The 10,901-nt window shown below is 65.9% G+C and carries 12 protein-coding genes; 2 read left to right on the forward strand and 10 right to left on the reverse strand.

Annotated elements, in window-relative coordinates:
* Window positions 1–56: 56 nt before the first annotated feature.
* Entirely contained in the window at window positions 57–947 is an 891-nt protein-coding gene (locus H7H34_RS09375) for a LysR substrate-binding domain-containing protein (protein ID WP_185925037.1), read from the forward strand.
* On the opposite strand, the gene H7H34_RS09380 is transcribed toward H7H34_RS09375, so the two are convergent.
* From H7H34_RS09380 to H7H34_RS09425, 10 genes are all read right to left on the reverse strand, one after another.
* Window positions 944–2,107, reverse strand: a complete 1,164-nt coding sequence (locus tag H7H34_RS09380) for a trans-sulfuration enzyme family protein (protein ID WP_185925038.1) — start codon at window positions 2,105–2,107, stop codon at window positions 944–946. The genes H7H34_RS09375 and H7H34_RS09380 overlap by 4 nt on opposite strands.
* A gap of 99 nt (window positions 2,108–2,206) precedes the next feature.
* Window positions 2,207–3,043 (reverse strand): ABC transporter permease, encoded by an 837-nt coding sequence (locus H7H34_RS09385; RefSeq protein ID WP_185925039.1) that lies wholly within the window; start codon window positions 3,041–3,043, stop codon window positions 2,207–2,209.
* Window positions 3,040–3,753: an ABC transporter permease gene (locus H7H34_RS09390; protein ID WP_120268123.1), complete on the reverse strand. Its 714-nt coding sequence runs from the start codon at window positions 3,751–3,753 to the stop codon at window positions 3,040–3,042. Before H7H34_RS09390 ends, H7H34_RS09385 begins: the two co-directional genes overlap by 4 nt.
* Before the next feature lie 64 nt (window positions 3,754–3,817).
* Window positions 3,818–4,594, reverse strand: coding sequence for an ABC transporter substrate-binding protein (locus H7H34_RS09395; RefSeq protein WP_120268393.1), 777 nt, complete (start codon window positions 4,592–4,594; stop codon window positions 3,818–3,820).
* A 195-nt stretch (window positions 4,595–4,789) separates the two neighbouring features.
* Window positions 4,790–6,079 (reverse strand): molybdopterin molybdotransferase MoeA, encoded by a 1,290-nt coding sequence (locus H7H34_RS09400; RefSeq protein ID WP_185925040.1) that lies wholly within the window; start codon window positions 6,077–6,079, stop codon window positions 4,790–4,792.
* Window positions 6,054–6,608, reverse strand: coding sequence for a molybdopterin-guanine dinucleotide biosynthesis protein B (gene mobB / locus H7H34_RS09405; RefSeq protein ID WP_185925041.1), 555 nt, complete (start codon window positions 6,606–6,608; stop codon window positions 6,054–6,056). Before mobB ends, H7H34_RS09400 begins: the two co-directional genes overlap by 26 nt.
* Window positions 6,605–7,231, reverse strand: a complete 627-nt coding sequence (mobA, locus tag H7H34_RS09410) for a molybdenum cofactor guanylyltransferase MobA (protein ID WP_185925042.1) — start codon at window positions 7,229–7,231, stop codon at window positions 6,605–6,607. The genes mobB and mobA overlap by 4 nt, the downstream gene beginning before the upstream one ends.
* Entirely contained in the window at window positions 7,228–8,148 is a 921-nt protein-coding gene (fdhD, locus tag H7H34_RS09415) for a formate dehydrogenase accessory sulfurtransferase FdhD (RefSeq protein WP_209006187.1), read from the reverse strand. Before fdhD ends, mobA begins: the two co-directional genes overlap by 4 nt.
* Before the next feature lie 128 nt (window positions 8,149–8,276).
* A complete protein-coding gene (locus tag H7H34_RS09420) occupies window positions 8,277–8,735 on the reverse strand; it encodes a BLUF domain-containing protein (protein WP_158592646.1) in 459 nt (152 codons plus the stop codon).
* Between the two features lie 131 nt (window positions 8,736–8,866).
* Window positions 8,867–9,322, reverse strand: coding sequence for a BLUF domain-containing protein (locus H7H34_RS09425; RefSeq protein WP_185925043.1), 456 nt, complete (start codon window positions 9,320–9,322; stop codon window positions 8,867–8,869).
* A 269-nt stretch (window positions 9,323–9,591) separates the two neighbouring features.
* Here H7H34_RS09425 and H7H34_RS09430 point away from each other — a divergent pair, with 269 nt between their 5' ends.
* Complete coding sequence (locus H7H34_RS09430; protein WP_120268117.1) at window positions 9,592–10,773, forward strand: Mrp/NBP35 family ATP-binding protein; 1,182 nt, start codon at window positions 9,592–9,594, stop codon at window positions 10,771–10,773.
* The last annotated feature ends 128 nt before the right edge of the window (window positions 10,774–10,901 follow it).

The raw sequence follows: 10,901 nt of genomic DNA on the forward strand, positions 1-10,901 counted from the left end.
TTTTCCGACATTCATGCGACTCAGGAAAAACTTTGGAATGTAAGTGAGGCTTACATATGGATTGGAGCCGGATGCCTTCGCTCGCCAGTCTGCGTGCCTTTGCTGCCGTCGCGGAGGCCGGGACGCTCGCAGGAGCAGGACGAACGCTGAATGTCAGTCACGCGGCCATCAGTCAGCAGGTGCGTGCCCTGGAAGCGTTTCTCGGCGCGGAGCTGGTGGTGCGCGAAGGGCGGGGGCTGGTCCTGACGCAGGAGGGACGCGCGCTCGCCGGGCATCTCGAGGCGGCCTTCTCCCTGATGTACCGGGCGGTAGCGGAACTGACCGATGCGGATCGCACCCGCCCGCTGCAGGTGACCATGACACCCACCTTCGCAGTGAGCTGGCTGATGCCCCGCATCTCGGACTTCCGCCACCGGCACCCGGATATCGAGCTGATGCTGAACCCGACAGCGGACGTGGTAGAGCTCGAGCCCGGCGGCGTCGATCTTGCCATCCGCTTCGGCAAGGGGCAGTGGCGTGGGCTCAACTCCGAGCCCCTGTTGCTGACGAGCTTCGTTGTCGTGGCGGCGCGCTCGCTGGTCGGCGAAGCGGATTTTTCCGATCTCGCCAAGCTGCGCGACTATCCCTGGCTGCAGGAGTTCGGGGCCAACGAAAGCGCCAACTGGTGGGACCGGAAGGGCATTGCCCCCAGCCGCAGCAACAACCTGCACATGCCTGGCTACATGATGCTGGAAAGCCTGCGGCGCGGCGACGGGGTGACCGCCGCCGCGCGCGCCTTCATCGAGCCGGAGATCCGCTCGGGCCAGTTGCGTGTCCTGTTCGAGGACGAGGAGCGCGGCAACGGCTATCACATCGTCACGCGGCCGGGCGTACAGCGCCCGCCGCTCAAGACCTTCATCGCCTGGCTACGAAGCCACCGCGATGGACAGGACGCCGTGACCGGCTAGCTGCCGAGCGGGGCAAGGGCGGCGGAAAGATCCGCGATCAGGTCGTCTGCGCTCTCGATGCCGATGGACAGGCGCAGCAGGTTGACCGGCACGCCCGTGGCGTCACCCTCGATCGTGTGACGATGCTCGACGAGGCTCTCGACGCCGCCAAGCGAGGTCGCCCGCTTGATCAAGTCTAGCCGCCCGGCGACCGCCAGGGCCTCTGCAGCTCCGCCCTTGACCAACACCGACATCAGGTAGCCGCCGCCCGCCATCTGCCGGCTGGCAACAGTGTGCGAGGCGTGGTTGGCAAGGCCCGGATAAAGCACGCTTTCCACCGAAGGGTGGGCTTCAAGCATTTCGGCCACGGCCTGCGCATTGGCGCACATGCGCTCCATGCGCAGGGACAGGGTGCGCAGGCCCCGCAGCAGCAGATAGGCTTCGAAGGGGCCGAGTACTGCGCCGGCGTCATGCCGCTCCTCACGGATGAAGCGCCAGGTGTCGGTCTGTGCATCGCGGCAGGTGACGATGCCCGCGAGCACATCGGAATGGCCGTTCAGCGCCTTGGTGGCCGAATGCAGCACCAGATCGGCGCCAAGCTCCAGCGGCTTCATCAGCAGGGGCGTGGCGGCGGTCGCGTCGACCGCGACGACGGCGTTCAGCGTATGGGCGGCCTCGGCGATCGGCGCGATATCGGCGACGGTAAGCCAGGGGTTGGACGGCACTTCGAGGAAGACCAGATCGGGGCCGGTCTCCACCAGCGTCTCGCAAAAGCGCGTCGTGTCGCCCGCATCGACTTCGATCAGGGCGATTCCCATATGGGCGCAATGCTTGCGCAGCCATGAGGTGGTGCCCCAGTAGATTCCGGACTGCGCGACGATGGTGCCGCCCGGCCGCACGCTGCGCAGCACTGCCGAGATCGCGGCCATGCCGGAGCCGAAGGCGCGGCTCTCCGCACCGTTTTCGAGGGTTGCCACCAGGCTCTCGATCTGGCGCACGAGATCGCTGTCGTCGCGCGAATAGATGTGGCCGGCGCTGGTCAGCCGGTAGTCGGTGTCGCGGGCGAAGGTGGTCGCGGTGTGGATCGGCGGAACCACCGCACCGGTCAGCGGGTCGATACCGCCGCCCCCGTGAGCCAGGAGCGAGGCAGGGGAGAGGCGGCGGTCGGTCGTGTCGGCCATGGGAAACTCCGGTGGAACTGATCTTTCGCCAAGCGGTAGCCGCGAAATGCCCGCCCCGCAATGGGGCAGGCATTACGATGTTGCGCGGCAAGAAACCGGTCAGCTGCGGCGCAGGTGGCGGGTCAGGCGCAGTTCGAACTTGTCCCAGATCCGGCGCAGCGCTTCGACGACGATGAGGTAGAGGACGGCCGCCCAGATATAGGCCTGGAAGTCGAAGGTCCGGGAATAGGCGCGACGCGTCTCGCCCATCAGGTCGTAGATGGTCACCAGCGAGACGATGGCCGAGCCCTTGATCATCAGCACCAGCTCGTTGCCATAGGGACGCAGGGCCACGATCAGCGCCTGAGGCAGAATCACTTTCAGGAACGTCACGCCCTTCGGAATGCCAAGTGCGGCGGCTGCCTCCCACTGCCCCTTGTCGACGTTCTGGACCGCACCGCGCAGGATCTCGGCCTGATAGGCGGCGGTGTTCAGCGTGAAGGCGAAGACCGCGCAGTACCAGGCGTCGCGGAAGAACCACCACAGTCCGATATCGCTGAAGAACGGGCGGAAGCTGCCCGCGGCGTAGTAGATCAGGAAAGTCTGGGCGAGCAGCGGTGTGCCGCGGAAGAAGTAGACATAGGCATAGGCAAGGCCGGACAGCAGCGGGTTGCGCGAGTTGCGCGCCAGCGCCACGGGCAGCGACAGCGCGGCGCCGGCGACCATCGACAGGCCGACGAGCTGCAGTGTGATGATGATACCGTCGAGATACTTCTCCCAGTAGTCGCGGAAGAAGTCCGACATGACATTGCTGGCGAGATAGTAGAGCAGGTTGGCACCGGCGAGGATCCACAAGGCCATGAGCACATGGCCGGCGATGCGGGACATGGTCCAGCCGCGTGCCACGGCCGGCGGAGCCGGCTGCGGGGCGATGGTACGGTCGCTGACCCAGCTCATCGCGGCACCTCGCCGCGCTTGGTCCAGGCCTCGATCCGCGTCAGGCCTGCGGAGGAGATGATCGCCAGAACAAGGTAGATCAGGCAGGCGCCGCCGAAGAACAGAAACGGCTCCTTGGTGACGCGGGCGGCGATGCCGGCCCAGCGGAGCAGATCATCCAGGCCGATGGCGGAGACGAGCGCGGTCTCCTTCAGCAGGATCAGCCAGAGATTGCCGAGCGCGGGCAGGGCGAGGCGGATCAGCTGGGGCAGGATGACGAGGCGCATCGTCAGGGAGCGGCTGAGGCCGAGGGCATAGCCGCCTTCGTATTGTCCCTGCTTGATCCCGCGGAACGCCGACAGGAAAGCCTCCGAGGCGTAGGACGAGAACACCAGCGACAGCGCCACCATGCCGGCGATGAAGGAGTTCACGTCCACGGTCGCGCCGGTGACGAAAACGCGGGCGATCTCGTTGAGCAGCATCTGCCCGCCGTAATAGACGAGGAACAGCGTCAACAGCTCGGGCAGGCCGCGAAAGATGGTGGTGTAGACATTCGCCGCCGCACGCAGCGACGGCTCGCCGGAGTTCTTCGCCACCGCGATCAGGAATCCGAGCACGAGGCCGAAGGGCAGCGAGGCCAGCGCCAGAGACACGGTAACGAGAACGCCGCGCGCGATCTCGTCGCCCCAGCCGTCCGGGCCGAACGATATCAGGGTCAGGGCTTCATTCATGCGACGGAACCGCTGGTCTTAGCGGGACGGCAGGTGACTGCCGCCCCGCGAGGTTCAACGGTCGTCAGCCGCCATAAACGTCGAAATCGAAGTACTTCGACTGGATCTGCTCGTAGGTGCCATTGGCGCGGATCGCCTCGATGGCCTTGTTGAACAGTTCCTTGAGCTCGGGCTCGTTCTTGCGGATGGCGATGCCGGCGCCTTCGCCGTTGATCACCGGGTCCGGCGTCAGGGTGCCGAGCAGCTTGCAGCAGGCACCGTCCTCGGTGGCGAGCCACTCGGACAGGACCACCACGTCATCGATCACCGCGTCGATACGGCCGGAGGCCACATCCAGCTTGTACTCGTCCGGCGTCGGATAGAGCTTCAGCTCCGCATCGCCGAGCTTGGCCTCGGCGTAGTTGGAGTGGGTGGTCGAGGACTGCGCGCCGAGCAGCTTGCCTGCCAGCGCTTCCTTGGTGGCGGCCGGGATGGTGCTGTCCTTCGGCACGGCGATTGCCGGCGGGGTGTTGTAGTACTTGTTGGTGAAGTCGACCTTCTGCAGGCGCTCCTCGGTGATCGACATGGAGGCGATCACGGCATCGAACTTGCCGGCCTGCAGCGCCGGAATCATGCCGTCCCAGTCCTGGACGACGAACTCGCACTCCACCTTCATCTCGGTGCAGAGCGCCTTGGCGATGTCGATGTCGAAGCCGACGAGCTGTCCGTCGGAAGTCAGGTTGTTGAAGGGAGGGTAGGCGCCTTCGGTGCCGATCAGCACCTTGGTCCAGTCCTTGGCCTCGGCTGCGCCTACGGTAGAAATGGCCAGCACGGCCGCGGCCGCGATCTTCATCAAACGCATCATGTATCCCCTGCGGTACTGTTTTCCGCCCGCATCCATTTTTCCGGCGCGGGATCAGATTTCATACTCCCACCAAATTTATCCGGAATTCAACCGCTTTACGTTGGACTGTCCCCATTGCTCATGATGAGCGGGGAACATTGTTCCGCAATTGTTTCAGGTGTCGCAGGGGAAGGGGGAGAGTTTGCGCCTGGCCTAGCGTGCGGCAAGGCCGTAGTCGCCGAAGCTGATGAAGTCGACCAGCTGCCCCTCGACGACCGAGGTCGCTTCCTCGGGAATCTCGATCAGGCCGTCGGCCTCGCGCAGCGAGGTGATGAGGCCGGATCCGTCGCGGGCGAACTTGCGCACGACGGTTCGCCCGGCTGAGTCGCTCTCGAGAATGCCGCGATAGAACTCCCGGCGGTCGGGCTTTTTCTTGGGGACGGAGAAGGCGGCCGGGATCTGGTAGCGCACCGGCTCGAAGAAGGCACCGCCGCCGAGTGCGGACAGGACCGGCAGCACGTAGAGCAGACCGCAGACCATGGCGGCAACCGGATTGCCCGGCAGGCCCAGCGTGACGCAGTCGCCAATGCGGCCGAAATTCATCGGCCGGCCCGGTTTGATCGCCAGTTGCCACATGTGCCGGCTGCCGAGTTCGTCGATGGCGGCGACGAAATGATCTTCCTCACCGCGTGAGGCGCCTCCGGTCGTGACGATGACGTCATGGGTCAGGGCGGCAGCCGACAGGGCGGCCTGCACTGCCTCGGCCCGGTCCGGCAAGATGCCGAGGTCGGTGATCTCGACCCCGCTTGCGGCAACGAGGCCGGAGAGTAGGAAGTGATTGCTGTCGTAGACGCCGCCGGCAGGCAGCGGCTGGCCGGGACGGCGCAACTCGTCGCCGCTGGAGACCAGCGCCACGCGCAGCCTGCGAAACACATCGACACGGCCCGCCCCGGTGGAGGCGATTGCGGCAATGTCCTGGGGCCTCAGGCGGGCGCCGGCCTGCACCAGAACCTCACCGGCCTTCAGGTCCTCGCCGGCCTTGCGCCGGTTGGCGCCTGGCTTCAGGCCGGGCGGAACATGGACGAAGGTCTGGCCGCCGCGCTCGGTGATCTCGCAGTCCTCCTGCATGACAACCGTGTCGGCCCCGTCCGGCATGAGGGCGCCGGTGAAGATCCGCGCCGCGCTGCCGGGGGCAAGAGGGGACTTGAGCGGGTGACCGGCGGCGATGCGTGCCGATATCGGCAGCAGGCCGTCGCCGGCCGACAGATAGTGGTCATGGAGGAAGGCGTAGCCATCGACGGCGGAATTGTCGGCGAGTGGCACATTCTGCGCTGCCACGACGGAGCGGGCGAGAATGCGGGCGTGGGCTTCGCCGAGTGCGACGCTTTCCTGTCCCACCACCGGAACGATCCGCTCCCGCAGAATCGCCAGCGCCTCCGCATGGCGCAGCCGATCGCGGTCGTGCAGGAAACAGTCGTCAAGCAGTCGTCTGGTCGGAGCCATGTCGGTTCCCGGAAAGTCCGCAGGTGGACAGGATGAAGTCGGCAATGCCGTCGATATCGTCGAGATGGTAGACCGGCAGAGTCGCATCCGCCACGGCGCCGTCCGAGGCTATGGCGACCACATGCGGATCATTCGGCGAAAGCGCCTCGCCGCGCGCGGCAGCAGTCCGGCGCAGCTCGAGCTTGGGCAGGGCCTCGCGCTTGTAGCCCTCCACCAGCACCAGGTCGCAGGGCGACAGGCGGGCGAGAATCTCGGCAAGTGAAGGTTCGGCCTTCTCGCGCAACTCGTGCATCAAGGCCCACCGCCGGCCCGATACCAGCGCGGTCTCGACGGCGCCGGCCGTCCGGTGGCGGTGACTGTCCGTGCCCTCCTGGTCGATGTCGAAGGCGTGATGCGCGTGTTTGACGGTCGCAACGCGAAACCCGCGCGCCGTGATCGCCGCAACGAGGCGCTCGGTCATCGTGGTCTTGCCGCTGTTCTTCCACCCGGCGATGCCGAACACCGGTGCGGGATGCCTGCTGTCGCTCATGCCTCGGCTTTCAGCAGCTCTTCGGCTGCGGCAAGGTCTTCCGGCGTGTTGACGTTGAAGAACGGATCGGGCGCGCCGGGCGGCGGAGTGAAATCGGCACTGGCATTGGGGTGCATGTCGACGAAGGCGAGCACCTTGCGGGTCGTACCCTCGCGCAGAAAAGTCTCGAGCGAGTCCGCCGCCGAGACCGGCCAGTAGCCGAAAACCGGATGCATGTGCCCATCGGCTCGGGCCAGGACGATCCGGTGGGGATCCTCGCCGCGTGCGGCCATCAGGCGAACAGCAAGGTCAGCCGGGTAGAACGGCGTGTCGCCGGCGACCGAGACGATCCCTTCCGCTTGCGGCGCATGAACCTGCGCCCAGCGGAGGCCGGCCAGTACGCCGGCCAGCGGCCCGGCAAAGCCGTCGACCGGATCGGGAGCGACCGGCAGGCCGAAGCCGGCGAAGCGCCCGGCCTCGCCGTTGGCGTTGAGCACGAGAGGGCCGACCTGCGGCCGAAGCCGTGCGATGACGCGGGCGAGCATGGTTTCGCCGCCCAAGGACAACAGCGGCTTGTCGCCGCCGCCCATGCGGCGGGCAAGGCCGCCGGCCAGAATGCATCCTGCGAGAGCGGGCGTGGTCATGCGGCGTCGTCCTCGCTGCGCGATCCCTTGCGGGCATGGCGCGGGTCCTCGCGGTCGCCCGCCTCGGGAACGGCGTCGTATTCCACCCGTTCGGCACCGGACAGCACGACGAAGCGCTGGCCGCGCGCCCGGCCGACCAGCGTCAGCCCGACGCGCCGGGCAAGCTCCACGCCCCAGGCGGTGAAGCCGGAGCGCGAGACCAGAATGGGGATGCCCATCATTGCGGTCTTGATCACCATCTCGGAGGTCAGCCGGCCGGTGGTGTAGAAGATCTTGTCCTGCGGCGGAATGTGGTTGAGCCACATCCAGCCGGCGATCTTGTCGACGGCGTTGTGCCGTCCGACGTCTTCCATATAAGCGACGGCGCGGTCTTCCTGGCACAGCACGCAGCCGTGGATCGCGCCGGCCTCCAGGTAGAGCGAGGGCTGGGTGTTGATCTTCCGGGTGAGGGCGTGGAGCCAGGAGGTGCGCAGGCGGGCCTGCGTATCGAGCGAGATCTCGTCGAAGCGTTCCATCACGTCGCCGAAGACGGTGCCTTGCGCACAGCCCGAGGTGCGCACCTTCTTCTTCATCTTCTCCTCGTAGTCGGTCTCGCGCTCGGTGCGCACGACCACAACCTCGAGATCGTCGTCATAGTCGATGCCGGTGATGCGGTCGTCCGGCCGCAACATGTTCTGGTTCAGCAGGTAGCCGACCGCCAGCAGGTCCGGCCGGTCGCCGATCGTCATCATGGTGACGATCTCCTGCGAGTTGAGATAGAGCGTCAGCGCCCGTTCCGTGACGACGCGGATTTCCACCTCGCGGCCGGTCTGGTCGATGCCGGTGACGGGTGTTGAAAGGCGCTCATCCTGTGGGTCGGGCCGAACGAGAAAATCCGGCAACCGTTCCGGGTCGGCGTCGTTGCGAAGATTCTGCAAGCTGTCCTCCCTGCCGTGCCGGCCGTCATGCGCCCGTTTTACGGGGTGCTCGGCGCACGGTGTCTGTTATGGCACAAACTAGGGAAGGAGAGGCGAGGCTGGCAAGGGTAGGGGTGTGCGTGTCGGCCTCAAGCCGATATGGCACGCGGTTGTGCATTGAGGCGGGCATGGCGGGCGGCGCTGAAGATCACAGCAGACGCGAGATCGTCGTAGCTGGCAAGTTCCGGCGCCTGGCAGATCGGGATGTAGAGGTTCGACAAGACGGCATCCTGCGAATCGAGCGCATCGGCGAAGAACATCGGCATGCCGGGAAGCAGGCGCGCGGTGTCCTCGCGTCGGTCGATGATCTGGCAGCCGACGTGCCGGGTGTCGTCGATGATGCGTGCAAAGGCGCGCTCGACTGCGCCGTGCTCTCCCTCCAACACCTGAAAGAAGGTGTTTCCGGCAAGCAACAGCGCACTTGTGAGCCCGTCTCGGGTGTTGTTGCGGCGAGCGACCGCGAGCAGCCGGTCGACTTCCTCGTCGAGCGACAAGGTCATGTCGCTGAAGTTGATCCTGCTCCGGTAACTCACCCGGGTGATGGTCATGGACTGCCTCAATGCGTCTGTCATGGCGTGCAGTCTAGTGACAACCCCTTCGCGTTCCGTAAGTGGAAAACCGAAGTCTTGCCTGTGGTCATTAACTCACTGGCAAGCAAGCAGGATCGCGGTCGTCGGGGTCAGACGAGGAGTGCTGCCCGGGTAAAGCGGCAATCCTCGAGCCGCCGGGCCAGGCAAGCGACCGCATCGCGCACCCGGGACAGGTCCGCCGGGGCGGTGCCGGTCAACACTTCGGCAACCTTCGCAGGCATTTCCATGCGGTCGTCCCGGCCGTTGGCAAGGCAGAGCCAGCAATGCGGAAAGAGGCGGGTGTCGAGCGGGCCTTCACAGATAATCTCGACGCGGGACAGCCGAAGATCGCCTTCCGCGCAGGTGCGGCTGTCGGCAAGTCCCGACGCTTCGCCTTCCAGCCAAAGGAGGACGTGGTCGCCCTGTCGCAGAAGAACGCCGGTTACGCCGTTCAGGCGGTTGAGGCGGCGCGTCCGGTCGAGCAACAGGTCGACGTCTGCGCAAGACAGACCGTCAAGGGAGCTACCGTCGATGCGGGCCCTGTAGCAGATCGCACTCAGTACCATTTTTCCGATCCTTGCTTGCGGACTCCCCAGCCGCCCTTGAAGTTTGCGCGCAAGGTCTCGATCAATGGTTAAAAAGGGGCTGATGATGTCGTGAAAATCACGTCTGTCGCGGTTTTCTCCCCTTGTCGCTGGCCGGAGGCGGCAAGGTGGGGCCCGCGTGAGGGGCCCTGCGACGGGAAAGCAATTGACGTTTCCCGGTACGGCCTTACGTTCCGCGCATGTGATCGGGCACGGGAATTGTGATGTTCTGGAAGAAAAAGAGGGATGCAATGCCGACGCGTGAAGAGGTCCTGGCCGAGCTTTCCAAGGTCAAGGGGCCGGATCTCGAAGGGGATATCGTATCGCTCGGCCTTGTCTCGGATATTTTCATTTCCGATGGCAGGGTGATCTTTTCGATCACCGTCCCTGCGGAACGGGCGCAGGAGCTGGAGCCGATGCGGCAGGCGGCCGAGAAGGTCGTCGGCAAGCTTGCCGGTGTCGAGAAGGTGCTGGCTGCCCTGACCTCCGAGCGCCAGGGCGGGGCAGGGGCGAAGGCACCGCCGCCGGTACGGCCCGCGCCCGCGGCCGCCGACATGGGCAGCGTCCCGCCGCCGATGCAGCGCCGCGCCGCGCCGGCCGCGCCAGAGCAGACGGCAAAGCCCGGCGTGCCCGGTGTCAAGGCGATCATCGCGGTCGCCTCCGGCAAGGGCGGTGTCGGCAAGTCGACGACCACCTGCAACCTGGCCCTCGCGCTGCAGGCTAACGGGCTCAAGGTCGGTGTGCTCGACGCGGATATCTACGGCCCGTCGATCCCGCGCCTGTTCCGCGTTTCCGGGCGGCCGGAGCCGGTGTCCGGCCGTATCCTCAAGCCGCTGGAAGGCTATGGCATCAAGGTGATGTCGATGGGCTTCCTCGTGGAGGAGGAAACCCCGATGATCTGGCGCGGGCCGATGGTGATTTCGGCGATCACCCAGATGCTGCGCGAGGTCGCGTGGGGCGAACTGGACGTGCTGGTGGTCGACATGCCTCCCGGCACGGGCGACGCGCAACTGACCATGGCTCAGAACGTGCCGCTTGCCGGTGCGGTGATCGTCTCGACGCCGCAGGACCTGGCTCTGATCGATGCGCGCAAGGGGCTCAACATGTTCCGCCGTGTGGATGTGCCGCTGCTCGGCATCGTGGAGAACATGAGCTATTTCCTTTGCCCGGACTGCGGCGGGCGTCACGACATCTTCGGTCATGGCGGTGCACGCGCGGAAGCCGAGAAGCTCGGTGTCCCGTTCCTGGGCGAGGTGCCGCTCGACATGGCGATCCGGATCAATTCCGATGCAGGAACGCCCGTGACCGTGACCGATCCGGACGGGGCCCATGCGGCGATCTATCGTGATATCGCGACCAAGGTCTGGGCCGAGATCGAGCGAAACCGCGAGGACGGCCAGCGTGCCGCGCCGCGTATCGTCATCGAGAGCTAGGGGCTGTCCCCTGCATCTGGGCCGGAAATGGCGTTCGGCCGGCTAGACAATCCTGATTGGTGAACAAGGGCTTCGCGGCCGATGTCGCGAAGCCCTTTTTGCTGAAGGCGAATCGGCGCGCGTTCAAG

This window comes from Stappia sp. 28M-7 (assembly GCF_014252955.1).
In the GTDB taxonomy this organism is placed as follows: domain Bacteria; phylum Pseudomonadota; class Alphaproteobacteria; order Rhizobiales; family Stappiaceae; genus Stappia.

What these genes read in the sequence shown, in the direction of transcription:
- H7H34_RS09375 (WP_185925037.1), top strand. Translation starts at nt 57, where the DNA reads ATGGATTGGAGCCGGATGCCTTCGCTCGCCAGTCTGCGTGCCTTTGCT.
- H7H34_RS09380 (WP_185925038.1), bottom strand. Translation starts at nt 2,107, where the DNA reads ATGGCCGACACGACCGACCGCCGCCTCTCCCCTGCCTCGCTCCTGGCT.
- H7H34_RS09385 (WP_185925039.1), bottom strand. Translation starts at nt 3,043, where the DNA reads ATGAGCTGGGTCAGCGACCGTACCATCGCCCCGCAGCCGGCTCCGCCG.
- H7H34_RS09390 (WP_120268123.1), bottom strand. Translation starts at nt 3,753, where the DNA reads ATGAATGAAGCCCTGACCCTGATATCGTTCGGCCCGGACGGCTGGGGC.
- H7H34_RS09395 (WP_120268393.1), bottom strand. Translation starts at nt 4,594, where the DNA reads ATGCGTTTGATGAAGATCGCGGCCGCGGCCGTGCTGGCCATTTCTACC.
- H7H34_RS09400 (WP_185925040.1), bottom strand. Translation starts at nt 6,079, where the DNA reads ATGGCTCCGACCAGACGACTGCTTGACGACTGTTTCCTGCACGACCGC.
- mobB (WP_185925041.1), bottom strand. Translation starts at nt 6,608, where the DNA reads ATGAGCGACAGCAGGCATCCCGCACCGGTGTTCGGCATCGCCGGGTGG.
- mobA (WP_185925042.1), bottom strand. Translation starts at nt 7,231, where the DNA reads ATGACCACGCCCGCTCTCGCAGGATGCATTCTGGCCGGCGGCCTTGCC.
- H7H34_RS09420 (WP_158592646.1), bottom strand. Translation starts at nt 8,735, where the DNA reads ATGACCATCACCCGGGTGAGTTACCGGAGCAGGATCAACTTCAGCGAC.
- H7H34_RS09425 (WP_185925043.1), bottom strand. Translation starts at nt 9,322, where the DNA reads ATGGTACTGAGTGCGATCTGCTACAGGGCCCGCATCGACGGTAGCTCC.
- H7H34_RS09430 (WP_120268117.1), top strand. Translation starts at nt 9,592, where the DNA reads ATGCCGACGCGTGAAGAGGTCCTGGCCGAGCTTTCCAAGGTCAAGGGG.